Origin of the sequence: Methylobacterium sp. ME121 (assembly GCF_000974725.1) — a bacterium.
Classification (GTDB): Bacteria; Pseudomonadota; Alphaproteobacteria; order Rhizobiales; family Beijerinckiaceae; genus Methylobacterium; species Methylobacterium radiotolerans.
The window spans coordinates 84883-110697 of record NZ_BBUX01000003.1; the positions used below are offsets into that span (position 1 = coordinate 84883).

General features: G+C 73.8%; 24 protein-coding genes and 1 riboswitch. Of the genes, 6 read left to right on the plus strand and 18 right to left on the minus strand.

Annotation, left to right across the window (positions count from 1 at the left end):
* Positions 1–19: 19 nt before the first annotated feature.
* From ME121_RS04140 to ME121_RS04155, 4 genes are read right to left on the minus strand one after another with little or no spacing between them, the layout of a single operon-like run.
* The gene (locus ME121_RS04140; RefSeq protein ID WP_059408398.1) at positions 20–1336 is read right to left on the minus strand and encodes a cobyrinic acid a,c-diamide synthase CobB; all 1317 of its coding nucleotides are present in this window, start codon (positions 1334–1336) and stop codon (positions 20–22) included.
* The gene (cobM, locus tag ME121_RS04145; RefSeq protein WP_059408399.1) at positions 1333–2109 is read right to left on the minus strand and encodes a precorrin-4 C(11)-methyltransferase; all 777 of its coding nucleotides are present in this window, start codon (positions 2107–2109) and stop codon (positions 1333–1335) included. Before cobM ends, ME121_RS04140 begins: the two co-directional genes overlap by 4 nt.
* A complete protein-coding gene (locus ME121_RS04150; protein WP_024829512.1) occupies positions 2106–2528 on the minus strand; it encodes a cobalamin biosynthesis protein in 423 nt (140 codons plus the stop codon). Before ME121_RS04150 ends, cobM begins: the two co-directional genes overlap by 4 nt.
* Positions 2507–3727 (minus strand): bifunctional cobalt-precorrin-7 (C(5))-methyltransferase/cobalt-precorrin-6B (C(15))-methyltransferase, encoded by a 1221-nt coding sequence (locus ME121_RS04155; RefSeq protein ID WP_059408400.1) that lies wholly within the window; start codon positions 3725–3727, stop codon positions 2507–2509. The genes ME121_RS04150 and ME121_RS04155 overlap by 22 nt, the downstream gene beginning before the upstream one ends.
* Between ME121_RS04155 and ME121_RS04160 the strand changes: the two genes are divergently transcribed.
* Positions 3726–4538: a cobalt-precorrin-6A reductase gene (locus tag ME121_RS04160; protein WP_053621087.1), complete on the plus strand. Its 813-nt coding sequence runs from the start codon at positions 3726–3728 to the stop codon at positions 4536–4538. The genes ME121_RS04155 and ME121_RS04160 overlap by 2 nt on opposite strands.
* Here ME121_RS04160 and cobJ read toward each other — a convergent pair.
* From cobJ to ME121_RS04205, 9 genes are read right to left on the minus strand one after another with little or no spacing between them, the layout of a single operon-like run.
* Entirely contained in the window at positions 4505–5266 is a 762-nt protein-coding gene (gene cobJ, locus ME121_RS04165) for a precorrin-3B C(17)-methyltransferase (protein ID WP_024829515.1), read from the minus strand. The genes ME121_RS04160 and cobJ overlap by 34 nt on opposite strands.
* On the minus strand, positions 5263–6042 hold the full coding sequence (locus ME121_RS04170; protein ID WP_059408401.1) for a precorrin-2 C(20)-methyltransferase: 780 nt from the start codon (positions 6040–6042) through the stop codon (positions 5263–5265). The genes cobJ and ME121_RS04170 overlap by 4 nt, the downstream gene beginning before the upstream one ends.
* Positions 6042–6734 carry a precorrin-8X methylmutase gene (locus ME121_RS04175; protein ID WP_012320064.1) on the minus strand — a complete coding sequence of 231 codons (693 nt, stop codon included), beginning with the start codon at positions 6732–6734 and terminating at the stop codon, positions 6042–6044. The genes ME121_RS04170 and ME121_RS04175 overlap by 1 nt, the downstream gene beginning before the upstream one ends.
* A complete protein-coding gene (gene cobG, locus ME121_RS04180; protein WP_059408402.1) occupies positions 6731–8080 on the minus strand; it encodes a precorrin-3B synthase in 1350 nt (449 codons plus the stop codon). The genes ME121_RS04175 and cobG overlap by 4 nt, the downstream gene beginning before the upstream one ends.
* On the minus strand, positions 8077–11406 hold the full coding sequence (gene cobN, locus ME121_RS04185; protein ID WP_059408403.1) for a cobaltochelatase subunit CobN: 3330 nt from the start codon (positions 11404–11406) through the stop codon (positions 8077–8079). The genes cobG and cobN overlap by 4 nt, the downstream gene beginning before the upstream one ends.
* Before the next feature lie 46 nt (positions 11407–11452).
* Entirely contained in the window at positions 11453–12487 is a 1035-nt protein-coding gene (gene cobW, locus ME121_RS04190) for a cobalamin biosynthesis protein CobW (protein ID WP_012320061.1), read from the minus strand.
* Positions 12484–12885, minus strand: a complete 402-nt coding sequence (locus tag ME121_RS04195; RefSeq protein ID WP_012320060.1) for a DUF1636 domain-containing protein — start codon at positions 12883–12885, stop codon at positions 12484–12486. Before ME121_RS04195 ends, cobW begins: the two co-directional genes overlap by 4 nt.
* Entirely contained in the window at positions 12878–13630 is a 753-nt protein-coding gene (locus ME121_RS04200; protein WP_012320059.1) for a CbtA family protein, read from the minus strand. The genes ME121_RS04195 and ME121_RS04200 overlap by 8 nt, the downstream gene beginning before the upstream one ends.
* Positions 13631–13646: 16 nt before the next feature.
* A complete protein-coding gene (locus tag ME121_RS04205) occupies positions 13647–13829 on the minus strand; it encodes a CbtB domain-containing protein (RefSeq protein WP_024829520.1) in 183 nt (60 codons plus the stop codon).
* 35 nt (positions 13830–13864) lie between these two features.
* Positions 13865–14059: riboswitch (cobalamin riboswitch) on the minus strand.
* Between the two features lie 154 nt (positions 14060–14213).
* Between ME121_RS04205 and ME121_RS04210 the strand changes: the two genes are divergently transcribed.
* A complete protein-coding gene (locus ME121_RS04210) occupies positions 14214–15572 on the plus strand; it encodes a coagulation factor 5 8 type domain-containing protein (protein ID WP_059408404.1) in 1359 nt (452 codons plus the stop codon).
* Between the two features lie 22 nt (positions 15573–15594).
* On the opposite strand, the gene ME121_RS04215 is transcribed toward ME121_RS04210, so the two are convergent.
* The 4 genes from ME121_RS04215 to secG form a co-directional block, all read right to left on the minus strand.
* Entirely contained in the window at positions 15595–17187 is a 1593-nt protein-coding gene (locus ME121_RS04215) for a S10 family peptidase (protein ID WP_059408405.1), read from the minus strand.
* Entirely contained in the window at positions 17187–17639 is a 453-nt protein-coding gene (locus ME121_RS04220; protein ID WP_012320055.1) for a DNA polymerase III subunit chi, read from the minus strand. The genes ME121_RS04215 and ME121_RS04220 overlap by 1 nt, the downstream gene beginning before the upstream one ends.
* Positions 17640–17697: 58 nt before the next feature.
* Positions 17698–19326 (minus strand): CTP synthase, encoded by a 1629-nt coding sequence (gene pyrG, locus ME121_RS04225; RefSeq protein WP_012320054.1) that lies wholly within the window; start codon positions 19324–19326, stop codon positions 17698–17700.
* A gap of 156 nt (positions 19327–19482) precedes the next feature.
* On the minus strand, positions 19483–19905 hold the full coding sequence (secG, locus tag ME121_RS04230; protein WP_024829522.1) for a preprotein translocase subunit SecG: 423 nt from the start codon (positions 19903–19905) through the stop codon (positions 19483–19485).
* 307 nt (positions 19906–20212) lie between these two features.
* Here secG and ME121_RS04235 point away from each other — a divergent pair, with 307 nt between their 5' ends.
* Entirely contained in the window at positions 20213–20671 is a 459-nt protein-coding gene (locus ME121_RS04235) for a nuclear transport factor 2 family protein (protein WP_012320052.1), read from the plus strand.
* Positions 20672–20720: 49 nt separating this feature from the next.
* Here the strand turns inward: ME121_RS04235 and tpiA are convergent, their stop codons facing one another.
* Complete coding sequence (gene tpiA / locus ME121_RS04240) at positions 20721–21482, minus strand: triose-phosphate isomerase (protein WP_012320051.1); 762 nt, start codon at positions 21480–21482, stop codon at positions 20721–20723.
* 186 nt (positions 21483–21668) lie between these two features.
* On the opposite strand from tpiA, the gene ME121_RS04245 reads away from it, so the two are divergent.
* The 3 genes from ME121_RS04245 (at position 21669) to ME121_RS04255 (ending at position 25803) form a co-directional block, all read left to right on the plus strand.
* The gene (locus ME121_RS04245; RefSeq protein WP_043074028.1) at positions 21669–23570 is read left to right on the plus strand and encodes a peptidylprolyl isomerase; all 1902 of its coding nucleotides are present in this window, start codon (positions 21669–21671) and stop codon (positions 23568–23570) included.
* A 3-nt stretch (positions 23571–23573) separates the two neighbouring features.
* Positions 23574–25094 carry an anthranilate synthase component I gene (trpE, locus tag ME121_RS04250; protein ID WP_029357785.1) on the plus strand — a complete coding sequence of 507 codons (1521 nt, stop codon included), beginning with the start codon at positions 23574–23576 and terminating at the stop codon, positions 25092–25094.
* A 94-nt stretch (positions 25095–25188) separates the two neighbouring features.
* Entirely contained in the window at positions 25189–25803 is a 615-nt protein-coding gene (locus ME121_RS04255; protein WP_059408406.1) for an anthranilate synthase component II, read from the plus strand.
* The last annotated feature ends 12 nt before the right edge of the window (positions 25804–25815 follow it).

A 25815-nucleotide genomic window follows, 5' to 3' on the forward strand; every position in this document is an offset into this window, starting at 1 on the left:
CAGGCCCGGCAGGCCGGCGTCACGGCGGATCGGTCGCGATCAGGTGGAAGAAGCTGCCGGTGACGGGTCCGACCCGGTGCCCGGCCAGTCCCAGATCGACACCTTCGGCATCCGTCACGCGGGCGAGCGCCGCTGCCTCCGGCGCGATCGGCGACAGTTCGCTGGCATAGTGGAACTCGTGTCCGACGAGGCGCGTGCCCGCGCCGCCGAGCACGCCGGACCCGCACAGCCGCGCGACGCGGTAGCCGAGATGCAGCTTGCGCCGGTGATACGAGGTCGCGACCGGCAGCAGGCCCGCCATGGGATGGGTGGCGCCGTCGGCATCCTGGAGCGTCTGCCCGAGGACCATGTAGCCACCGCACTCGCCGTGGATGGGCCGGGTCCGCGCGAAGCGGCGCAGCCCGTCCAGGAAGCGGGTCGCGCCGGCGATCGGGCCCGCGTGCAGTTCCGGATAGCCGCCCGGCAGCCAGCAGACGTCGCACTCCTCGGGCGGTCCCTCGTCGGCCAAGGGCGAGAACGGCACGAGCTCGGCGCCGGCCATCCGCCAGCCGGTCTCGAGATGCGGGTAGAGGAAGCTGAACGCCGCGTCCCGGGCGACCGCCACGCGCTGCCCGGGCGGCCGGGGCAGCTGGCCGCCGGAGGCCGGCACGGCGCCGCCCGCGCAGGCCGTGACGGCGTCGAGGTCGATGCCGGCCTCGGCGAGGTCGGCGAGCCGGTCCAGACGGGTGGCGAGATCCGCGGTCTCGCCGGCCTGCACGAGCCCCAGGTGGCGTTCGGGCAGGACCAGCTGCGCGTCGCGCATCAGCGCGCCGAGCACCGGCAGTCCGGCACGCTCCATGCCGGCCTCCACGAGGCGCCGGTGCCGGGCGCTCGCCACCTTGTTGAGGATCACGCCGGCGATCCGGATGCGGGGATCGTAGAGGGAGCAGCCGAGCGCCACGGCGGCGGCCGACTGGGCCGCACCCGACACGTCCACCACGAGCAGCACCGGCCAGCCGTAGCGCGCGGCGATATCGGCGTTCGCCCCGGTGCGGTTCTCGGCCGCCCGGACACCGTCGAACAGGCCCATCGACCCCTCGGCGATCACCAGATCGGCCGCCGCCGTCGCGCCCGCCAGGGCGTCGAGGAGAGGCGTCGCCATCGCGAAGCTGTCGAGGTTGAAGCTCGGATGGCCGGTCGCGGCCTGGTGAAAGGCCGGATCGATGTAGTCGGGACCGCACTTCGCGCCGCGCACCCGCAGGCCGCGCCGGGTGAGGGCGCGCATCAGCGCGAGGGTGACGGTCGTCTTGCCGGAACTGGAGCGCGGCGCCGCGACGAGGAGGCCCGGGGCGCTCACGAGCGGCTCCCCACCGTGCCGCCGGGCCGGTAGCGCCGGTCGTAGTCGGGCGCGTAGAGCGCGCTCTCGCGGAAATCCGCGGCGCCGAGCGCCGGTCCGACCAGGATCAGGGCTGTGCGCTCCAGGCCGGCCGCCGCGACCAGCCCGGGCAGCCCGGCGAGATCGCCGACAAGCGCCCGCTCGTCCGGCCAGGATGCCCGGAACACCGCCGCCGCCGGGCAGGACGGGCCGTAGAAGGGGATCAACTCGGCGGCGACCGCCTCGACCACGTGGATCGACAGGTGGATCGCGAGGGTCGCGCCGGTGGCCGCGTAGGCCGCGAGGGTCTCCCGCTCGGGCATGGCGCTCGCCCGACCGGAGGTGCGGGTCAGGACCACGCTCTGCGCCACGCCCGGGACGGTCAGTTCCCGGCGCAGCAGCGCGGCCGCGGCCGCGAAGGCGGGGACGCCGGGCGTCACCGTGTAGGGAATGGCGAGCGCGTCGAGCCGGCGCAGCTGCTCGGCCAGGGCGCTCCAGATCGACAGGTCGCCGGAATGCAGGCGCGCCACGTCCTGGCCGGCCGCGTGCGCCGTCCGGATCTCCGCCACGATGGCGTCGAGGTCGAGGGGGGCCGTGTCGACGATCCGGGCGCCGGGGGGGCACCAGCTCAGGATCTCGGGGGCGACGAGCGACCCGGCGTAGAGGCAGACCGGGCAGGCCGCGATGCGGTCGCGCCCGCGCACCGTGATCAGGTCGGCCGCGCCGGGGCCGGCGCCGATGAAATGGACGGTCATGGTTCCCGTGTCGTGTCGTATCGGACGGCCAGGGCGCAAGTGGCGCCGCGGCTTGCGATTCGGGGCAGGGCGAGCCGGCTCCTGTCCCCCGCGCCGGCGAGGGCCGCCGCCTCGGCGAGCGAGCCGACGCCGCGCAGGTGCTCGATCCGCGCCGAGCGGGTGACGATCTCGGCGTCGCGCGCCTCCAGCGCGGCGGCGGGGACGGGATGCGGTGCCAGGCCGAACCGGGCCGCCGCCGCGCGGATCGCCGGGTCCGAGGCCCGATCGGCCGCGGTGGCCACGGCCGCGAGGCTCGAGCGCGCGGCTCCGGCCAGGGCGAGGGCGCGCTCGATCAGTCCCGCGATTTCCTCAGCATCGGTTTCCCGGCGGAAGCCGATGCCGGCGACCAGGGCTCCGGTCACGGCTTGGTCCAGGCCCACTGGGTCACCGGCATGGCGGGGCGCCAGCCGTGCATCCCCCCGACCGGGCTCGCCCGCTCCACGCCGTAGCGGCGCAGCGTTCCGCCGTGCGCCGCGAAGGCGGCGAGCAGCGCGGCCTCGCCCTCGAGGGTCACGGCGTTGGCCACGCAGCGACCGCCGCTCCGCAGCGCCGCCAGCGCCGTCGGCAGGATTCCGGGCTCCGAGACCCCGCCGCCGATGAACACCGCGTCCGGCGCGGGCAGGCCGGCGAGCGCGCCGGGGGCCGTGCCGGTGACGACGGCGAGGTCCGGCGCGCCGAGCGCGGCGGCGTTGCGCCGGATCCGTTCGGCGCGGTCCGGTCTCCCCTCGATCGCCGTGGCGCGCAGGGTCGCGTGGCGCAGCATCCACTCGATCGCGATCGAGCCGGCGCCCGCACCGACATCCCAGAGATGCTGTCCCGGATGCGGGCGCAGGGCCGAGAGGGTCAGAGCCCGGATCTCGGCCTTGGTGAGCTGTCCGTCATTCTCGAACAGGTCGTCGTCGAGGCCCGGCGCGAGGGGCAGGGCGCGGCCGGCACCCGCCACCGCGAGCGCGACGGTGTTCAGCGGGTCGACGCCGGCGCCGTCGAACGCGTCGGCGCGGGCCGTGCGGACGCGCTCGCGCGGGCCGCCCATCGCCTCCAGCACCGTCAGCGTCGACGCGCCGAAGCCGCGGTCGCGCAGCAGGGCGGCGAGCGCGCCGGGCGTGGTGCCGTCCCACGACAGGACGAGCAGCCGCGCCCCCGGCTGGATGTGCGGGACGATCCGTGTCAGCGCCCGACCGTGAAGCGTGACCAGCGCGCACTCGGCGAGCGGCCATCCGAGCCGGGCGCAGGCGAGGCTGAAGGCGGACGGCTGCGGGAAGGCGCGGATCTCGTCCGCCGGCACCAGCCGGGCGATCTCGGCGCCGATGCCGTAATGGAACGGGTCGCCCGTGGCGAGGATGCAGGTCGGCCGGCCGCGCCGCGCGACGATCTCCGGATAGGCCTCGTGGATCGGGCTCGGCCAGGGCCGCGTCTCCGCGTCGAGCGGCCCCGCGAGGGCGAGGTGGCGCCGGCCGCCATAGACCACTCGAGCGGCGCCGAGCGCGGCGGCGGCGGACGGCGTCAGCCCGGCCCGCCCGTCCTCGCCGATCCCGACGATCGACAGCCACGGGACGCTCGACAGGCGATCAGCGCTCATGGACAAGACGCCCATGAACACGCCGCCCTCCACCGCCGGCACACTGCGGGTCCTGATCCTCGGCGGGACCGGCGAGGCGAGCGCCCTGGTCCGGTCGCTCGCCGGCCGGGCGGATCGCGCCGTGACGCTCTCGCTGGCAGGCCGGACCGCGGCGCCGAAGCCCGAGCCGGTGCCGACCCGGATCGGCGGGTTCGGCGGCGCCGAGGGTCTCGCCCGCTACCTGCGGACCGAGGCGATCACCCGCCTGATCGACGCGACCCACCCGTTCGCCGCGCAGATGTCGACCAACGCCGCGCGCGCGGCGGCCCTGACGGGGGTGCCGCTCCTCGCGATCCGCCGGCCCGCCTGGAGCCGCGAGCGCGGCGACGACTGGATCGAGGTCGACGGGATGGCGGAGGCGGTCGCCGCCCTCGGCGCGGAACCCCGGCGCGTGTTCCTGACGATCGGTCGGCAGGAGGCCGGGGCCTTCGCGGCGGCGCCCCAGCACAGCTATCTGGCCCGGACGGTCGAGCCGCTGGCCGGGATCCTGCCGGTGCCGCATCTCACCGCCCTGGAGGCGCGCGGGCCCTTCGACGCCGCGTCCGAGGCGGCCCTGATGCGGGCGAACCGGATCGAGATCGTGGTCAGCAAGAACGCCGGCGGCGCGGCGACCTACGGCAAGATCGCGGCGGCGCGGAGCCTCGGCCTCCCGGTCGTGATGGTGCGCCGGCCGGCCAAGCCCGACGTGCCCCGCGTCGCGGACGAAGCGGGCGCGCGCCGCTGGCTGGACGCAAGCGATCACGCCGGTCCCTCGACCTTGCGGGCGGTGTAGACGAACGGCGCCCGGCCGGCGCGCGGGATCAGCCGCGTCGTCGAGGCGCCCAGGATCACCATCGTGGCCATGTCGGCCGCCACCGCGGGCGCCTCCGCGAGGGTCGCGACCCGGATCGCCTCGTCCGGCCGGCTGACGGCGCGGGCGAACATCACGGGCGTGTCGGGCGCCCGGATCCCGGCCGCGATCTCCAGCGCCGCCCCGAGCTGCCAGGGCCGGGCGGTGGAGATCGGGTTGTAGAGCGCGACCACGAAATCCGCGCGCAGCACCGCCTCCAGCCGCGCGGTCACCACCGGCCAGGGCTTCAGGTTGTCCGAGAGCGAGAGCGCGCAGAAATCCCCGCCGAGCGGCGCGCCGAGCCGGGCCGCGGCGGCGAGCATCGCGGTGATGCCGGGCTCCACCGTGATGGCGAGGTCGCGCCAGCCGGGCTCGCCGTACTCGACCGCCTCGAACACCGCCGCCGCCATGGCGAAGACGCCGGGATCGCCGCCGGAAACGACCGCGACCCGGCGCCCGGACGCTGCGAGCTGCAGCGCGTGGCGCGCCCGGTCGACCTCCACCCGGTTGTCGCTGGCGTGCCGGACGAGGCCGGGGCGCTCGGGCACGCGGGCCACGTAGGGGAAGTAGCCGACGACGTCCTCCGCCGCGTCCAGCGCCCGGCGGGCCGACTCGGTCAGCAGGGCCGCGTCGCCTGGCCCGAGGCCGACGACGGTGAGGCTCCCGCTCACGGCCGGCGGCCCTCTCCGGGCAGGAGCACCATCGAGAAGTAGGGCGCGTCGTCGTCGGCCTTGTCGGCCAGCATCACGACCCGCTCGCCCGCCATCGTGCCGCGCTCCACGTAGACTGCGCGCGCGAGCAGCCCGGCGGCCGACAGGGCGGCCCGCACCTTCGGAAGGTGGCGCCCGAGCTTCATCACCACAGCCGCGTCCGTGCCGCGCAGGCGCTCGGTCAGCGCGTCGAGCGACAGGGTTGCCGGCAGGACGGTGAGGACGTCGTCGCCCCAGGTGATCGGCGTGCCGGCCCGGGTCCAGCAGCCCGACATGCCGGTGACGCCCGGAACGACATCCACGGGGAAGCGGTCCTTCAGGCGCCGCCACAGGTGCATGAACGAGCCGTAGAAGAAGGGGTCGCCCTCCGACAGGATCGCGACGTCCCGCCCGGCACCCAGGTGATCGGCGAGCTGCCCGGCCGCGTCGTCGTAGAAGCCGGCCAGCGCCGCCACGTAGTCCGGGTGCTCGGGGTGGATCTCGGTCGTGTAGGGATAGGCGAGGGCCATCTCGCGGGCGGGATCGCGCAGGATCGCGTCCGCGATCGTGCGGGCGTTGCCGCGCCGGCCGCGCTTGCAGAAATGCACCAGCACCGGCGCGCGCATCAGGATGCGCTGCGCCTTCACGGTCAGCAGCTCCGGATCGCCCGGGCCCATCCCGACGCCGTAGAGCGTGCCCGTCACGGCGGCCGCGGGGATTTCCTCGGTCGGGCCGTCGAGGCGTTCGAAACCGTCCATCACTCGACCTCGCTGGCGAGCGCGTTGACCGCCGCGGCCGTCATGGCGCTGCCGCCGCGCCGCCCGTGCACGACCACGAACGGCACGCGGCCGTCCCGCGCCAGGGCCTCCTTCGACTCCGCCGCGCCGACGAAGCCCACCGGGATGCCGATCACCGCGGCGGGCGGCGCCACGCCGGCATCGAGCAGTTCCAGGAGGCGGAACAGGGCGGTCGGGGCGTTGCCCACCGCCACGACGCTGCCCGGGAGATGCTCCCGCCACAGCTCCATGGCGGCCGCGGAGCGGGTCGTGCCGAGGCTCTTGGCGAGATCGGGCACGCGCGGGTCACCGAGCGTGCAGATCACCCTGTTGTCGGCGGGCAGGCGAGCCCGGGTGACGCCGTCGGCGACCATGCGGACGTCGCACAGGATCGGCGCGCCGGCCTTCAGAGCCGCGACCCCGGCCTCGGCGAAATCGGGCGCCATCTCCACGTCGGTCGGCAGGTCGGTCATGCCGCAGGCGTGGATCATGCGCACGACGACGCGCTCGGCGGCGCCCGACCAGCGCCCGAGATCCGCCTCGGCGCGGATCATCGCGAAGGAGCGCGCGTAGATCGCGCCGCCGTCGCGGATGTAGTCGTAGCGGGACGGGGACTCGTGGGCCGCGGCCGGCTCCGATCCTGTCTGGCGCAGGGCGTTCTGGCTCGCGCTCATGCCGGTCTCCTGGTCCTCCCGCATGCCGAAGGGGTGATCTCCGGCGCGAAGGCGGCGGAAAGCCCGTCGATCTCGGCTCTTCCTAGCCGCTCCAGCACGGCCTCGATAGGGAGATCCATCGCCGGCTCATCGCCGGGCGCCCCCCCGATCACCACGCCGTAGCGCCCGTCCCGGCCGACGAGGGTCAGGTCGGCCGGGCCCGGTCGCGCGCAGCCCTTGGCGCAGCCCGAGACGTGCGCGGCGCGGCCCGCGCCCGCCAGCGGGCCGAACGCCGCCGCGAGGCGCGCCGCATCCGTCAGCGTGGGGGTCGATCCGGAGGCGCAGGCCGGAGCCCCCGTGCAGGCCGCGATCGCGCGCCGCGGATCGTCCGGGACGACGATGAACTCCGCCGCGAGCGCCGCCGTCGCGGCCGCCGCCGCGTCGAAGGCGGTGGCCGGCACCAGCAGCACGAAGCCGCGCGTGGGGGAGAGGCGGATCGCGTCCGTGCCGACCGCCGTCGCCGTGGCCGCGACCCGGTCGAGGGCATCGGCGGTGCAGCGCCCGAACGGCGCGTCGATGGCGACGCCCCGGAGATCCGATCCGCGCGCCGGACGTGCCGGCTCCCGTTCCGGTGCGAAGCCGCGGCGCGTGTAAGCCGGTCCGATCGGGGGCGCCGGCCTGCCCGAGCGAAGAGCCTCGGTCAGCGCGGCCAGCTCGTCGTCCGCCAGGTCGCGCATCCGGCGCCGGCCCGTCCCCGCGAAGGCGCCGAGCAGGGCCGCCACGTGGCCGGGCGCCGCGTCCTCCCTGCAGGTCAGGAGCGTCCGCGAGGTCTCACCGCGGGCGACCGCGATCGCGACGACGCCCGGCCCCTCGGCGACGGCGCAGAGATCCGCCTCGGGCACCGCCCGGCCGGGGCGGCCCTCGACGACGACGAGGGTCTTGGCCGGAAGTCCGGGTGTCGCGAGCCCGGCAGCCTCGATGGCGGCGGCCAGGGCCGGCACGTCGATCGTCTCGTCCGGATCGTGACCCGCCAGCGGGCTCGTGAGCGTCAGGCGCTGGGGGCCGCCGTCGGCGCGCGCGTCGCCGAGGCCCCGGGCCGCGAGACAGGCGGCGAGCGGAACGCGCGTCGCCTCGGAGACGCCGCGGATCTGAAGATTAGCCCGCGCGGTGAGATCCAGGTGCCCGTTCCCGAAGCGCCGCGCCCCGTCCGCCACCGCGCGGGCCTGATCCAGGGTCAGGATTCCGAGCGGCGGGTGCACGCGCGCGAGCAGGCCGTCGCCCGTCGGCATGGGCTTGGCCAGGCCCGGGCACCAGCCCCGGCGGGCGGGCGCCTCGGGCGGGACGCGCCGATGCGGGGCGGCGCTCACTCGGCGGCCTCGCGCATCAGGGCGTCGGCCGGGAGGGCGTTGCGCCGGCTGTGCCAGAGGCCGCGATCCCGCGCCTCGTCGAACCGTTCGAGGATCGCCCGGGCCGCGGCGGGATTGGCGGCGCGCAGGTGCTCGAACACCTCGGCATCGGCGACCCAGGCCGCGTAGAGCGCCTCGAAGCCGGCATCCGTCACCGCGTCGCTCGCGGCGGCCAGGACGAAGACCGCGTCGAGCCCCTGGGCGAGCTCCTGCGCCCCCCTGTAGCCGTGGCGCAGCTGGGCCGCGATCCAGCGGGGATCCGCGAGGCGCCCGCGAATCAGGCGGGCGGCGTCCTCCCGGGCCGTCCGCGCCTTCGGCCGCTCCGGCACCGACACGTCGAGGCTGTAGAGCGCGGGCTTCGCGCCCTCCAGGGCCGCGGCCGCCGCGAAACCGCCCATCGCGTCGACGCCGGCGTCGCCGTCGAACAGGTCGCGCTCGGCCACGTCGAAGGCGTGGAGATAGGCGTCGGCCGCCGCGACGCGGGCGGCGAAATCGGCGTCCGGGCCGTCGCGGTCGCCGTAGGCGTGACCGCTGGCGGCCAGATAGGCGCGGCCGAGGTCGGCGCGGCCGTCCCAGGCGCCGTCGAGGGCGGTGGCGGCGGTGCCGGCGCCGTAGCGGCCGGGCGCGGCCCCGTAGACGCGCGCGGCGCCGTCGCCCCGCCGCCGCGCCGCCGCCAGGGGATTCTCGTCGTCGGCCTCGTCCCGCTCAGCCACGGCGCGGGCGGCGCGGTCGAGGAGCGCCAGCGTGTCGGGGAAGGTGTCGCGGAACGCGCCGGAAACCCGGACGGTGACGTCGATCCGCGGCCGGTCCAGCATCGCGAGGGGAAGGATCTCGAAGCCGGTGACGCGGGTGCTGGCGTGGTCCCAGACCGGCCGCACGCCCATCAGGGCCAGGGCGTGGGCCACGTCCTCGCCGCCGGTGCGCAGGGTCGGCGAGGCCCAGAGATCCATGACGATCCGGGCCGGATAGGCGCCCTCGTCCTGAAGGTAGCGGGTCACCACGGCGGCGGCGGCCTTCTCGCCGAGGAGCGCGGCGGCGCGGCTCGGGATGGCCCGCGGGTCGAGGGTCGCGAGGTTGCGCCCGGTCGGGAGCACGTCGGCCCGCCCGCGGGACGGCGAGCCGGAGGGGCCCGGACGGACGAACCGCCCGTCGAGGGCGGCGAGCAGGCCGGCGCGCTCGGAGTCCGCGCTCGCCGCGACGGGCTCCGCAGCCCCGTGCGGCGCGCGGGCGAAGACGTGCAGGCCGTCGCGGAACACGGTCTCGCCGAGATCGCAGAGATGCGCGTCGAGCCGCGTCAGCGCCTCGTCCATCGGCGTGTCCGCGCCGATCCCGGCACCGTCCAGCAGACCGGCCGCCCCGGCCTCCTCCAGGATGGCCCGGGCGATGAGGTGGGCGCGGCGGGGGTCGAGCACGCTGGCCGCCGAATACTCCTCCACCAGCTCGCGGAGCCGGGCCGCCTCGGGTGTCAGCGCGTGGACGGCGGTGTCGGGCGTCAGGTGCCCGAGCGCGACCCCGCCGAGACGGCGCTTGAGCGGCGCGGCCTCGCCCGGGTCGTCGACGATGAACGGGTAGATCACCGGCAGCCCGCCCACGCAGAGCGCCGGGAAGCAGTCGGGCGACAGGGCCACGGCCTTGCCCGGCAGCCACTCCGCGGTGCCGTGCGTGCCGAGCTGCACCAGGGCGTCGAAACCCTGCCGCAGACCGAGATGGAACGCCAGGTAGGCGTGGGTCGGTGCCCACTCGAGGTCGTGGTAGCCGGTCTTGCGATCGGGATCGCGGCCGCGGTCGGGCTGGAGGAAGACCGCGAGGTTGCCGTCCCGGACGATCCGGAAGCGGAAGGCGCCGTCGACGCAGGCCGGGTCCGCCTCGGCCTCGCCCCAGCTGGCGGTGACGGCGGCGCGGACGTCCTCGGTGAGCGAGCGCCACCACGCCGCGTAGGCCGCGAGCGGCACCCGGAACTGGGCCGCGCCCTCCGTGAGCGCCGCCATCAGCGCTCCCGCCTCCGGCAGCGCGCCCGCCGCGTAGCCGGCGGCCGCGAGGTCGGCGCTGATCGCGCGGGCGCTCGCGGGCGTGTCGAGGCCGACCGCGAACCCGGCCCGGCCGCCGCGGGCGGGATAGTCGGACAGGACCAGGGCGACGCGCCGCGCCGCGCGCGGCAGGGCGGCCAGCCGCAGCCATCCCGTGGCCCGGTCGGCGAGCGCGGCGATGCCGGCCTCGTAGGGCACGGCGCGGCGCTCGGCGAAGCCGGCGATCTCGGCGCTCTCCTCCTTGAACGAGATCGGGAAGCCCGAGAGCCGGCCGTCGAATTCCGGCAGCGCGACCTGCATGGCGAGATCGGCCGCGCCCAGGCCGCGGGCGGAGGCCGCCCAGGCCGCGCGCGGCGAGCCCACCGTGAAGGCCTGGAGGACCGGGCAGTCGGCGCCGTCGAGGACGAAGTCGGTCTCGTCCTCGCGGGCCGAGAAGGCGGTGGCGGCGATCACGAGGTCGGGCCTGCGCGCGCGCACGGCCGCGGCGACCGCGGCGGCGGCCTGCGGCTCCTTCAGGCTGGACACCGCCATCGGCAGCACGCCGATCCCGCGGGCCCGCAGGGCGGCGGCGAGGGCGGCGAACGGGCCGGTATCGCCGCCGAGCACGGCGGAGCGGTAGATCAGGAGGAGCGCGACGGGCTCGGCGGCGATCCGCGCACCGGCGAGCGGGACCGCGGTCCCGGCCGCGGCGAGGGCCGTCTCGAGGGGCAGGACCCCGCAGCCGGGGCACCACGGAAAGCCGCGCGGGAGCGGCTGCGGCGGCTCGACCCGGCCGTCGCCGCCGAGGCGGATCGCCAGGCTCCGCAGCATCCGCCGCAGGTTGTCGGGCCCGCCGCCGCGGAAATAGGCGTCGAGCTGCCCGGCGAGGTCGGGATCAGTGGAGAACGCCGCGAGGCGCGGATCCGGCCGGTCGTCGCCCGGCAGGACCGCCAGCACGACGCCGTGCGCCCGCGCGGCCTCGGCGCAACGCTCGATCCCGTAGCGCCAGTAGTCGAGCCCGCCCAGGCAGCGGATCACCACGACCTTGGCGCGCGCCACGACCCGCTCGACGTAGAGGTCGACCGAGAGCGGATGCCGCAGCTTGGCGAGCTTCGCGAGCCGAAGGCTCGGCAGACCGGGCTCCGCGGCGTGGGCCTGCCCGACCGAAGCGAGGTCGCTGTCGGTGAACGACAGCACCACGAGGTCGCCGGGCTCCTGCCCGAGATCCACGGCCGCCTCGCCCTCGTCGAGGGACACGGCATCGATGCGCACGAGATGCACCGCGGCGGCCCCTAGAGCGAGTCCGGGCGGGCGTGCGCGACCGACCTCATCCCGCGAGGGCCGCCGCGACGGCGTCCTTGTCGAAGCCCTTCAGGCCGATCACCACCAGCGTCCCGTCGCGGGCTTCCCCGGCCCGCCAGGGGCGGTCGAAATGATGGGTGACGCGCCGGCCGACACCCTGCACCACGAGGCGCATGGGCTTGCCCTCGACCTCGGCGAAGCCCTTGATGCGCAGGACGCCGGCGGCCTCGGCCGCCGCCTCGACCCGGGCCGCGAGATCCCCCGCGGTCACCGCCGGGCGGACCGGCAGCGCCACGGTCTCGAAATCGTCGTGGTCGTGGTCCTCGCCCTCGCCGTGATGCGAGGGGCGGGCGTCGAGATCGTCCTCGGCGGCCGCGCCGAGGCCGAGCAGCACCCGCGGGTCGATGGCGCCGTTCTCGGTCTCGACGACCTTCACGGCGCGGGGCAGGTGCCCCTCGACCTCGGCGCGGACCCGCGCCCGGGTCGCGGCGTCGATCAGGTCGGCCTTGTTGACCACCACGAGGTCGGCGCAGAGGAGCTGGTCCTCGAAAACCTCCTCCAGGGGATTGTCGTGGTCGACCGACTGGTCGGCGGCCCGCTGGGCCGCCAAGGCCTCCGGATCCTCTGCGAAGGCGCCCGAGGCCACCGCCGGGCCGTCGACCACGGCGACCACGCCGTCGACGGTCACCCGCGAGCGGATCGCCGGCCACTGGAACGCCTGGACGAGCGGCTTCGGCAGCGCGAGACCCGAGGTCTCGATCAGGATGTGCTCCGGCGGCTCGGCGCGGCCGAGCAGGGTCTCCAGCGCGGGAACGAAATCGTCCGCGACCGTGCAGCAGATGCAGCCGTTCGGCAGCTCGACGATGGCGTCCTCGGTGCAGCCCTCGACGCCGCAGGCCGCCAGGAACGACTTGTCGAAGCCGATGTCGCCGAACTCGTTCACCAGGATGGCGAGGCGGCGCCCCTTGGCGTTCTCGACCACGTGGCGGACGAGGGTCGTCTTGCCGGCCCCGAGGAAGCCGGTGACGATGGTGCAGGGGATCTTGTTCACGAGGGTCATTCCGCGGCCTCCAGGGTGCCGGCGGGGACCGGGCGGGGTTCTGGGAAAGGGGGGATGCGGGCGATCACGCCCTTGCGGAACGCCTCCGGACGCTCGCGCCAGGGCACGATGCCGTCCGGGGTCGCCGCGTAGGCCGCGAGCCCGCCGAGGATGATCTCGGCCGAGGCGGCCGGATCCATGTCGCCGTAGACGTAGGTCCAGCGGTCGGGCGCGGCGACCGCCACGGTGCAGGGCCGCTTGCAGACCGACAGGCACTCCACCGCCTCGACCCGCAGATCCGGCGTGCCGCCGCTCCGCGCCCGGAGCGCCTCCAGCAGGCGGGCCCCGGCGCGGGGGCCGTCCGGGTCGTCGTCCGAGCGGCGGCAGGTGGTGCAGACGTAGAGAATGGTCTCAGGCACGGGCCGCTCCCCGATCCGCGCCGCGGGCGAAGGCCTGCCACGCCCAGCCGAGTCCCAGCCCGATCAGGATCCAGAACACGAAGCTGATGGCCAGCGACCGCGCGGCGAACTGCGCGGCCAGCGCGGCCGGAAGCTCCGACGCGGCCTCCGGCGCCTGCGGTGCGCCGACCGCGTGCGGGGCGATGATCAGGACGAGCCCCCCGAGGATGGTGATCAGCGCGCGGCGGATCGTGATCAGGTAGAGCCCCATCCCGGTCGCCGCGGCGGTCATCACCCACCACGCCTGGCGTGTCGCGAGCGGGGCCGCCGCGCTGCCGGGCAGTTCCGGCGGCAGGCCGAGGCCCGGCGCGAGGGCGACGCTGGCGAAGCCCGCCACCGCGAAGGCGAGCCCGACCTGTGGCGTGGGTTCGCGGCCGCAGGCAAGCATCACCGCGCCGAGCAGCAGCGCGTAGCCGACGCCGCCGACGAGGGTCGCGAGCCCGGTGAAGGCCATCCGCGGCAGGCCGGGGCCGGGCTGCCATTCCGGCGCGGCGTCGGGCGCGGCGTGGTCGTGCCCGGCATGGGCCAGCACGATCGGGAGCGCCCTGATCGGGAGCGTCTCGGCGGCCTGACGCGGCGCCTCCTGCTGCTCGTAGCGCTCGGCCGCGACGATCAGCGGCGAGGTCAGCGTGAGTTCGAGGCCCGTCACGACGGCAGCCGCGAAGAAGCCGGCGGCGAGGGCCGCCGACAGGAGCCGGATGATCATCCCTGTTCCGGGGACGTCAGTGGCAGGGGAAGTTCTGGGTGTGTCGGAAATCGTGCGCCGCGTTGTGGAGCGCGATCGCCGGCGAGAAGCCCGCCATGAACAGCAGGCCGAGGCCCAGCACGGCCGCGAGCGCGACGGCGATCGGGCGCTCCGACGCGCGGGTGCCGGCGGCGACGGGGGCGAGGGTTTGGGTCGTCATCAGCAGTGTCTCCAGCCGCCCCACCGGCGGCATTGCGGGATCCTGTCGTGACGGCAGGTCTCCTGGCTCGCGGCTCGGCGCGCCCGCCGCCTTCCCGGATCGCTCCGGTGGCGCTTGGCGGGCGCTCGCCGCTCACAGTTGCGGGGGCAGCCGCGGAATCGGGGCCTCGGACCCCTCACCGCATTCCCTTTTCACCCCGTCGCCGGGGCACCGTCACCCGGTCGTTGTAGACGCATGACCGCCGGGACACAACGGAGCGACGCCGGATCGCGGCCGATTCCCGCGCCGCGCCGCGGCACGGACGGGCTTGACGGCCGCGCCCCGGAGCAGGCACCGCCGCACCCGACACCCGCCCGGCGCGGGCGGTAAGCTCCCGGAGACCCGATGGCCCTGACAGACGATCCGACCCCGGTCCTCGTCGATCTGGCGGCCGGCCGAGACCCGCGGATCGTATCGGACGCGGGTACGAGGTGGCTCGAAGTCGATCTCGGCGGCCGTTTCCCGATCCACTCCGTCGCCCTGCGACCGGGGGGAGGGGTGGTCCCTCCGGAACCCGGCGACGTCGCCGTGGCGGTCTCGCAGGACGGCGCGACGTGGATCGAGCCGGACCTCGCCGGCTGGAGCGCGACCCCGGACGCCCTCGTGGCCGCCATCGTCCCCGACGAGCGGGCCTGGGCGCGCGCGGTGCGGGTCGCCGCGCCGGAGCCGGCCCGGATCGTCCCCGTTGCCGTCCGCGCCGAAGAGGCCGCCGTCGACCTGATCGCCCTCCGGGCGATGCTCGGCCTCGACGTGACGCTCCTGAACGAGAAGTCCGGGGCCAACGTCTACGTCACCTACAATCTCCAATCGGCGCCCGACCGCGCGAGCCGCGCCCTCGTCGGTCTGTCGCTGTTCGAGAACGGCGCCTTCGGCAACTGCCTCGTCCAGTACATCATCGCGGTGTCGGTCGCGAAGGCGCTCAACCTGAAATACATCAAGGTCCCCAAGGTCGACCGCAGCAAGGTGATCTTCCTGACCGAGCGGCTGACCTGCGACGGCATCACCTTCATCCCGCCGGACGAACCGCTGCCGCCGGACGGCTACTTCCTGTCGGGTCTGTACTTCGACCCGACGCAGTTCGAGCGCGTGACCGCGCTGCGGGGACCGACGGATTCGCGCGCGATCGTGCAGAGCGTGATCCGGCCGCTGTTCAACGGCCTGCCCAGGACCTTCCCGGCCAAGCCCGACGACCAGCTCCTGATCCACATCCGCTCGGGCGACATCTTCAGCACCTGGGTCGATCCGCACTACCCGCAACCGCCCCTCGCATTCTACCGGATGGTCATCGACCGGCTGCTGGCCGAGGGCCGGATCCGCTCGGTCAAGCTCGTCTTCGAGAACAGGCTGAACCCGGTCATCGCCGAGGTGGAGGCCTACGCGGCGCGACGCGGCCTGCCGGTGGAGATCCAGAGCGAGTCGCTGATCTCCGACGTCGCGGCCCTGGTGAACGGCCGCTACCTCGTGTTCGGGCTGGGAACCTTCGGACCGGGGATCTGCCACCTCTCGGACCACGTCGAGCAGGTCTTCTATTTCGCGTCGAACTGGCCGCAGGGCTTCCAGTCGATCCCCACCATCGGGAAGGTGGTCGAGGTCCGCGATCTCGAGGGCCGCTACATGAAGGTCGGGGAGTGGCAGAACACCGACGCGCAGCGCCGGACGATGGTCGATTACCCGGCCGAAGCCCTCGCCTTCGACGACGCGTGAATGGCCAGGCGGGCGGGGAGCGTCACGGCGCGGTCCTGAGATGCTCGGCGGGGGCGCCGGCCGGACGGGTCGGGCCGGCGTCGCGCACCTTCAGGGCGTCCGTGTACATCCGCTCGACGTCCGCCCTGAACGCGGCGCGCGAGTCCGGGCGCGTGTAGAACATGTGCCCGCCCGGATAGACCGCGAGGCTCAGGCGTCCGGCCGCGTAGGCGGGGACCTGCGCGAGCAGGAGCTTCGAGGCGAAGTAGGGCGTCACCAGGTCGGTGTAGCCGTGCGCCACGAGGACGCGCAGGTGCCCGTCGAGCGCGAGGTCGCCCTTGAGGTTCGACAGGACCTCCGGGGCCTGCCGGCCCGAGCCCCAGCTCCAGCCGCGATTGACCGCGTTGTTCAGGAGCTCGTAGCGCATGTTGGTCACCGGCCACTTCAGCGCGCGCGCGTAGAGGTCGAGCATCGCGCTGGTCAGCGGCGCCTGGAGGGCCGTGAGCTGGGGGTCCTCGAAGCTCGACTGGGCGGCGTCCGGGTTCGGGTCCCAGCCGGTGATGCCGGTGTCGTAGGCGCTGGTCACGCGGCCCTCGGCGCGGTCGATCTCGCGCTGGACGCTGCGGGTCGAGAGGCGCGCCGCCTGCGCGCGCACCAGGGCGGGGTCGAGGCCGACCAGGGGCGCGACCTTCTCGGTCATCCGGGCGACGGCCGCCGCATCGCTCGGCCCCTTCAGCAGATCGCTCAGGTACGGACCGGTGGCGTACGCCTCCGCGTCGCCGAGAAGGGTGGGCGTCGGCACCGTGCCGGCCCGCTCCAGGGCGCCGGCCGCCAGCGAGGGCAGCTTCAGCACGTAGCCCCAGGGGTTGGCCCGCGGCGTCTCCAGCCACGCGAAATCGAGCACCGGCGAGAGCAGCACCATGCCGGAGAGGCCGACGCCGATCTCCTCCTGGAGCTTCTCGGCGATCAGCGGGCCGCGGAATCCGCCGTAGCTCTCGCCGACGAAGAATTTCGGGCTCGCCATCCGGTCGTTGACGCGCAGGTAGCGGGCGATGGTCGCCGCCAGGGTCGAGGCGTCCGAATCGATCGACCAGTAGGCCTTGCCGTTCCCGTCCGCGGCCCGGCTGTAGCCGGTGCCCACGGGGTCGATGAAGACGAGGTCGGTGAAGCCCAGCCACGTCCCGTCGTTGGGCGTCAGCGTCACCGGCTGCGACGGGCTGATGCTGTCGCCGCCGACCGGCAGCCGCCAGGGCCCGATCGCCCCGATGTTGAGATAGGCCGACGCGGCGCCCGGGCCGCCGTTGACCGCGAAGGTGACGGGCCGCTCGCGGCCGGCCTGCGGCGCCATCGTGTAGGCGACGTAGGCGATCTCGGCCTGGAGCTTTCCCGCCTCGTCGACGAGGGGCAGGCTGCCGGCCGTGGCGGTGAAGTCGAGGGTCCGGCCGTCCGGCAGCGTGACGCTCTGCCTCGTCGTCGAATCGGGCGGGAGGCGGCGCCCCTCCGGGCCGCGCGGCGCCGGCTTGCTCTCCGCGGGATGCGGATGCGGCGCGTCCTGGGCCAGGGTGCCGGCGGGTGCGGCGACAGCCAGGGTGAGGGCGAGCGCGGCGCGCGCGAGACGTCCGTGGAGGGGCACCATCAAGCCTTCTTGTTCCAGCGTCCGGTATCGTCCTGCTGCCAGTAGGCCACCGCGTGGCCGGCGTCCTTGGCCTGTTTCCACTGCTCGCGGGCGCGCAGGAGGGCGTCCTGATCGGTCCCGTCGAACAGGATGCAGATCCGCTCGTACTGCCCGGCGTCGGGCGGCAGGTCGGCGCCCTCCACGAGGAAGCGGATCGAGGCCGTGTTGGGATTCACGTCCCGGAGCGTGAGCACCACCGGCTGACTCGCGGCGTCGGGCTCGCGGTCGGTGCCGTGCGGCAGGAAGCTCTCGTCGGAATAGGTCCAGAGGTGGTCGTCGAGCGCCTGCAGCCGTTCCTCGCTGGCCGCCTGGATCGCGGCCTGCCAGCCGCGGTCCAGCGAGCGCTCGACGAGGTTCGGCAGCACCTTCTCCAGGGGCTGCCGCTGCATGTGGTAGAAGAGGATCTCGGTCACGGCACCGAGGATATAGGGCCGCGGGGCGCCGCGCGAGCAGCGGCGCGCCGCCGCGGCCTCAGACCAGGCGGCTCTGCTCGATCGCGGCGCCGACGAACCCCTTGAACAGCGGGTGCGGCTCGAACGGGCGCGACTTCAGCTCCGGGTGGAACTGCACGCCGATGAACCACGGGTGCCCGACATGCTCCACGGTCTCGGGCAGCAGGCCGTCGGGCGAGACGCCGGAGAAGCGCAGGCCCTTGGCCTCCAGCCGCTCGCGATAGGCCATGTTGACCTCGTAGCGGTGGCGGTGCCGCTCCGAGATCTGCTCGGACCCGTAGATCTGGGCGATCTTCGACTCGGGGTCGAGCTTCGCCTCGTAGGCGCCGAGCCGCATCGTGCCGCCGAGGTCGCCGGCCGCGGCGCGCCGCTCCAGCTCGTTGCCGCGCAGCCACTCGGTGAGCAGGCCGACCACCGGCTCGGCGGTCTCGCCGAACTCCGTCGAATTCGCCTCCGGCATCCCGGCCAGCGAGCGGGCGGCCTCGATCACCGCCATCTGCATGCCGAAGCAGATGCCGAGGTAGGGGATGCGCTTCTCGCGGGCGTAGCGGGCCGCGCGGATCTTGCCCTCGGCCCCGCGCTGGCCGAAGCCGCCCGGGACCAGGATCCCGTTGAGACCCTCGAGGAAGGGCGCCGGATCCTCGCGCTCGAACACCTCGGCCTCGATCCACTCGAGGTTGACCTTCACCCGGTGGCTGATGCCGCCGTGGGTCAGCGCCTCGGTCAGCGACTTGTAGGCGTCCTTCAGCCCCGTGTACTTACCCACGATGGCGATCGAGACCTCGCCCTCGGGATTGCGCACGCGCTCCGCGATGGTCTGCCAGCGGCCGAGATCCGGCTCCTCGCCGTGCTCTAGGCCGAAATGGCCGAGCACCTCGCGGTCCAGGCCGGCGGTCCGGTAGGAGAGCGGCACCTCGTAGATCGAGGCCACGTCGAGCGCCTCGATCACCGCGGTCTGGCGGACGTTGCAGAACAGCGCGAGCTTGCGCCGCTCGTCCATCGGGATCGGCCGGTCGCAGCGGCAGAGCAGGATGTCGGGCTGAATGCCGATCGAGCGCAACTCCTTCACGGAGTGCTGCGTCGGCTTGGTCTTCAGCTCGCCGGCGGACGGGATGTAGGGCAGCAGCGTCAGGTGGACGTAGCAGCAGGTGCCCCGCGGCAGTTCCTGGCCGAGCTGCCGGATCGCCTCGAAGAACGGCAGGCCCTCGATGTCGCCGACCGTGCCGCCGATCTCCACCAGCACGAAGTCGAAGCTGTCGTTGCCGTCGAGGACGAAGTCCTTGATCGCGTTGGTGACGTGCGGGATCACCTGAATCGTGGCGCCGAGGTAGTCGCCGCGCCGCTCCTTGGCGATGATGTCCTGGTAGATGCGGCCCGTGGTGATGTTGTCCGCCCGGCTCGCCGGGACGCCGGTGAAGCGCTCGTAATGCCCGAGGTCGAGGTCGGTCTCGGCGCCGTCGTCGGTGACGAACACCTCGCCGTGCTGCGTCGGGCTCATCGTGCCCGGATCGACGTTGAGGTAGGGGTCGAGCTTGCGCATCCGGACCCGGTAGCCGCGGGCCTGAAGGACCGCCGCCAGGGCAGCCGAGGCGAGGCCCTTGCCGAGAGAGGAAACCACGCCGCCGGTGATGAAAACGTACCGCGTCATGGGCCTCGGTCCATAAAGAAGCTGCTGGCATTTGCCAAACGGCGGAGGCCCCGGCCGGTGCATGGGCTGGGGATCGCGCGACGCATGGCGTGGACCGGCCGAGCGCCGGTCCGTCGGGACAAGGGTCGGACGCTGCGCCGCCCGCGGCGCGCGCCGTCAGCGCGACTGCGGCGCTTCCGGAACCGCCGGCTGCGCGGGGGCCGGGGCCGACTGGGCCGGAGCGTTCGCGGGCGCCCGGTCCTGCTGCTGGCGCAGCGTGTCGAGCAGGTTGTCGGCACCGGTCGGCTGCTTGGCCGGCTGGCCGGACGTCTGCGGCGCGCCGGTGTCGAGGATCGACTTGGGCGCCGCCGAGCGATGCGACAGGATGGCGAGGACCATGCTGGTCGTGAAGAACAGGGCCGCCAGGATCGCGGTGGCCCGCGTCAGGGCGTTGGCCTGACCGCGGCCGGTCATGAATCCGCCGACGCCGCCACCGCCGCCACCGCCGAGCCCGAGGCCACCCTCGGAGCGCTGGAGCAGCACGACGCCGATCAGCGCGAGCACGATGATGAGGTGGACGACGATCAGGACGGTCTGCATCGGTGTTCCGGAGTCTTCTTCAGCGCCGCGCGCCGGCAGCGGGCACCGGAAGACGAACGCACGAGGGCCGGGGCCCGCGATCGTTCACGAACCTCCCGGGCACGGGGGCGTGCGGCGAGAGCTTCGGGGGCGACGCTTCGGGCGGACCGGCCGGAATTCGGCGACGACATACACCACCGGTCGCCCGTCGCCAACCTGACGCGAGCGGCCGGCTGTCCGCTTCGACCCTCGCCTTCGGCCGCGCATCGTGCTCTCTGTCGGGGAAGGGCGGCCTACCGAACGCGCCGCTCGGTCCGGGAGGCTAGCCATGTCCGTGTCCCGCCGCGCGGCGCTCGCCGCCGCCGCCATCGCCGTGCCCGTCCTGATTTGCTCGGGCCCGGGCTCCGCGGGCGGATCCGATGCCGCTCAGGGCGCCGCCGTGGAACAGGCGGTCGACGCCCTCACCAGGGCCCTTCTGTCGGCGGACGGGCCGGCCCTCGACGCCCTGGTCCTCGACGGGCTGAGCTACGGCCATTCCAGCGGTCAGGTGCAGGACAAGACGGCCTTCATCGAGACGCTGACCAGCAGGCGCTCGGCCTTCCCAAACATCACCCTGTCGGACCGGTCCGTCTCGGTGGTCGGCGACGACGCGATCGCGCGCCACATCTTCACCGGCGAGGTGGTCTCGGTCGGCAAGACGTCACCGGTGCATATCGGCGTGATGCAGGTCTGGCACAGCGACGGCGGCCGCTGGCGGCTGCTCGCCCGGCAGGCCTTCAAGATCTGACAACCCGGGCGCGCGAGCGCCGCACCCGGGCCTAACGGCGGCTGCGCGCTCAGGCGTAGGCGGCGCAGATCCCCAGGAAATCTTCCGCCACGAGGCTGGCGCCGCCCACGAGCGCGCCGTCGACGTTGTCCACCGACAGGAGTTCCTTGGCGTTCCCGGGCTTCACCGAGCCGCCGTAGAGGATGCGGATCTTCTGCGCCTCGTCGCCCACGAGCTTGTCGAGCATCTCCCGCAGGGAGGCGTGGACCTCGGCGATGTCGCGCGGCGTCGGCGTCCTCCCCGAGCCGATCGCCCAGACCGGCTCGTAGGCGATCACCGTGTCGGCCGCGGTCGCGCCCTTCGGCAGGCCGATGGCGAGCTGGGCGCGGACGATGTCGAGGGCGCGCCCCTGCTCGCGCTCCTCGATCGTCTCGCCGACGCAGATGATCCCGCACAGGCCCGCGCGCCGGGCGCCCAGCGCCTTCGCGTGGACCCCGTCGTCGGTCTCGTGGTGGTAGGCCCGGCGCTCGGAATGGCCGACGATCACGTACTTGGCGCCGAGGTCGGCGAGCATCTCGGCCGAGATCGAGCCCGTGAAGGCGCCGCTCGGGCGGGCATGCAGGTTCTGGCCGCCGATCGCGATCGGCGATCCGGCCGCTGCCGCCACGCAGGATCCGATCAGCGTCGCGGGCGGGCAGATCAGCACGTCGATGCGGGACGCGAGGTCCGGCGACAGCCCGTCGCGAATCGCTTCGACCACCTGGATGGATGACCGGGTCCCGTTCATCTTCCAGTTGCCGGCGACAAGCGGCCTGCGCCCAGACTGCGTCATTCCTGCCCTCGCTCCGTCGCGGCGTTTCCGAAGTTGCCGCGGCCTACCAGAGCGAGCTTGAGCGTGCAAACGGCCCGGCGTGCCCGAGCCTTTGCCTGTGGACGCGAATGGTCTATCGCGGTCGGCTCTCAGGGACAGCGCCGGCCCGGTGACGGGGCGGCTGCCGAAGGTACTCGATCACAGACCATGCTTCAGGGCATCCGCAACGCCAGCCAGCACTGGCTCGGCAAGATCGTCTTGACGATCATCTTCACGCTGCTGATCGCCGGTGTCGGCATCTTCGGGGTCGAGGAGTTCTTCCGCGGCGGCGCGAGCAACAAGGTGGCCACGGTCGGCAGCACGCCGATCACCGCCGAGCAGGTGCGCCAAGCCTACCAGAACCAGCTCCAGCGCTATCAGACGCAGCTGAAGCGTCCGCTCACGCCCGATCAGGCGCGGATGCTCGGTCTGGACCGGCAGGTGATGTCGCAGCTGATCACCGAGGCCGCCCTCGATCAGAAGACCCACGATCTCGGCCTCGCCGTGCCGGATGCCTCGGTGATCAAGGCGATCCACGAGGAGAAGAGCTTCCAGAACCAGCAGGGTCAGTTCGAGCCGCAGCTCTTCTACCAGACCCTGCAGCGCGCCGGCCTCAACGAGGGCCTGTTCGTGCGCGAGCAGCGCTCGGTGATCGCCCGCCTTCAGCTGGCCGAGGCCGTGTCGTCGGACCTGCACGTGCCGCTCGCCATGCGCGAAGCCGTTCACCGCTACACCACCGAGCGCCGCGCGGCCGCCTACCTGATGCTGACCCCTTCGGTGGCCGGCCAGATCCCCGATCCGACGGACGACGAGCTCAAGACTTGGTACGAGGCCAACAAGTCCGGCTTCCGGGCGCCGGAATTCCGGTCGGTCAACCTCCTCGTGGTCGAGCCCGAGGCGATGGCGAAGCCCGACGCGATCACGGAGGCCGACGCCCGCGCCGCCTACGCGCTGAACAAGGACCGCTACGGCACGCCCGAGAAGCGCACCATCCAGCAGATCGTGTTCCCCGACGCGGCCGCCGCCGAGGCGGCCCGCAAGGCGATTACGGACGGCTCCAAGACCTTCGACGCGGTGGCGGCCGAGCGCGGCACCGACGAGAAGGACCTGACCCTCGGCACGCTGACCAAGAGCGAGCTGTTCGACAAGGCCGTCGCCGACGCCGCCTTCGCGCTGCCGGAGGGCGGCGTGAGCCAGCCGGTCCAGGGCCGGTTCGGCACGGTGCTGCTGCGCGTGACCAAGATCGAGGCCGGGACGGTGAAGCCGTTCGAGGCGGTGGAGGGAGAGATCCGCAAGGCCCTCGCCCTGGCCCGTGCCCGCGACGCCATGGAGACCACCCGCGACGCGATTGAGGACCAGCGCGCCGGCGCCAAGCCCCTCGCCGACATCGCCGCGGAGCGCGGCCTCAAGATCGTCACCGTGAAGGCCGTGGACGCCAACGGCAAGGGACCGGACGGGCAGCGGGTCACCGACATTCCCGATGCGGAGACCACCCTGCCGGCCCTGTTCCGCGCCGAGATCGGCGGCGACAACGAGCCCCTGCGGACCAAGACCGGCGGCTACGTCTGGTACGACGTGACCGGGATCGACGCCGCCCACGACAAGCCCCTCGATCAGGTCAAGGACGGCGTGAAGGCTGGCTGGACCGCGACCGAGATCGCCAAGCGCCTTCAGGCCAAGGGTCGCGAGCTCGTCGAGAAGATCAACAAGGGCGAGACCATGGAGGCGGCCGCCCAGGAGGTCGGCGTCAACCTGCAGGAGGCGCAGGATCTCGCGCGCAACCAGGCCAAGGACATGCTCACGGCGGACGTCGTGAACCTGATCTTCGCGACCCCGGTCGGCAAGGCCGGCACGGCGGCCGCGGGCGATTCGCGCGCGGTCTTCAAGGTCACGGCGGCGACGGTGCCGGCCTTCGTGGCCGATAGCCCGAGCGACAAGCAGATCACGCAGAGCTTCCAGGCGGCGCTCGCCGATGACGTGCTGTCCCAGTACATCAGCGAGGTCCAGAAGAACGCGGGCGTGAAGGTCGACCCGGCGGCCCTGCGGCGCGCCATCGGCGGCGAGTACTGAGGCATGGCCGAAGCGCCCGATTACGCGGCCTTCGCGGCGCGCTACGAGGCCGGGCAGCCGAGCCTCGTGGCGGTAAGCCTCGTCGCGGACCTCGAGACGCCGGTCGCGGCGTTCCTCAAGCTGCGCGCCGGCCATTCCGGGCCGGCCTTCCTGCTCGAATCGGTCGAGGGCGGCGCTGTCCGCGGCCGGTACTCGATGATCGGACTCGATCCGGACCTGATCTGGCGCTGCCGGGCGGGCGCGCCCGCGATCGCGCGCGGGGCAGACCTCACGCGGTTCGAGCCGGATTCCCGGGCGCCGCTCGCGAGCCTGCGCGCCCTGATCGCCGAGAGCGCCATCGGCGAGTCGGATGGCCAAAACCTGCCGCCGATGGCCGCCGGCCTGTTCGGCTATCTCGGCTACGACATGGTCCGCGCCATGGAGCGGCTGCCGGAGCCGAACCCGGACCCGCTCGGCGTGCCGGACGCGATCCTTGTGCGCCCCCGGGTGATGGTGGTCTTCGACTCCATCCGCGACGTCATCACCGTCGTGTCGCCGGTCCGGCCCGGCCCAGGCGTCGCGGCTCGGGCCGCCTACGAGGACGCGCTGCAGCGCGTCGACCGGGTCGCCGCCGCCCTCGAGGGGCCGCTGCCGATCGAGGCGCGGGTCGACCTGTCGGCGGTCGCCCATCCCGAGCCGGTCTCGAACACGCCGCCGGCCGACTTCTTCGCCATGGTGGCGCGCGCCAAGGAGTACATCGTCGCGGGCGACGTGTTCCAGGTGGTGCTGTCCCAGCGCTTCTCGGCGCCGTTCACGCTGCCGGCCTTCAGCCTGTACCGCTCGCTGCGGCGGACGAACCCGGCGCCGTTCCTGTGCTACCTCGATTTCGAGGATTTCCAGATCGTCTGCTCCTCGCCGGAGATCCTGGTGCGGGTGCGGGACGGGGTAGTCACGGTCCGCCCGATCGCCGGCACGCGCCGCCGCGGCGCGACCCCGGCCGAGGATGCCGCCCTGGCCGAGGAGCTGCTCGCCGATCCGAAGGAGCGGGCCGAGCACCTGATGCTGCTCGATCTCGGCCGCAACGACGCCGGGCGGGTGTCGCGGATCGGCAGCGTCCGGGTGACCGACTCGTTCTTCATCGAGCGCTACAGCCAGGTCATGCACATCGTGTCGAACGTCGAGGGTGACCTCGACCCGCGCCACGATCCCCTGGAGGCTCTGGCCGCGGGATTTCCGGCCGGCACGGTCTCGGGTGCCCCGAAGGTGCGGGCCATGGAGATCATCGACGAGCTAGAGCGCGAGAAGCGCGGGCCGTACGCGGGCTGCATCGGCTATTTCGGCGCGCGTGGCGAGATGGACACCTGCATCGTCCTGCGCACCGCGGTGGTGAAGGACGGGACGATGCACGTCCAGGCCGGGGCGGGGATCGTCTACGATTCGGACCCGGCCTCCGAGCAGCAGGAATGCGTCAACAAGGCCAAGGCGCTGTTCCGAGCCGCCGAGGAGGCGGTGCGCTTCGCCGCGCAGGCCAAGCGCGGGCAGTAGGGCGGACGCGCGGCTGCGCCGCCGTCCGACGCCGACGGTTGACCGCGCGGGTGCGAGCGGTCACATCGCCTGCATGCCCGAGCGTGCCGCCGCGATGCCCAACGTCCTCGTCATCGACAACTACGATTCCTTCACGTGGAATCTCGTGCACCTGATCGGGCCGCTCTGCGGCGCGGTCGAGGTCGCGCGCAACGACGCGCTCACGATCGCCGATATCCGCGCCAGGGCGCCCGACGCGATCGTGCTGTCGCCCGGGCCGTGCACGCCGACGGAGGCGGGCATCTGCCTCGACGTGGTCCGCGACCTGTCCGAGGAGATCCCGATCTTCGGCGTGTGCCTCGGCCTCCAGGCGATCGGCCAGGCCTTCGGCGGTGACGTCGTGCGGGCGCCCCTGCCGCTCCACGGCAAGGTCTCGACCATCCGGCACGGCGCGCGCGGCCTGTTCCGCGGCCTCAACGACAGCTTCGAGGCGACCCGCTACCACTCCCTGGTGGTCGACCGCGCGACCTGCCCGACGGCCCTGCGGGTCACCGCCGAGGCCGACGGCCTGATCATGGGCCTGGAGCACGCCGACCGGCCGCTCCACGGCGTCCAGTTCCACCCCGAGAGCATCCGGTCGCAGCACGGCGTGGAGATCGTGAAGAACTTCCTGGATCTCGCCGCCGCCTGGAACACGGCGCGTGACAGGACGCGCGCCGACGTGCATTGACGCCGGGGGCCG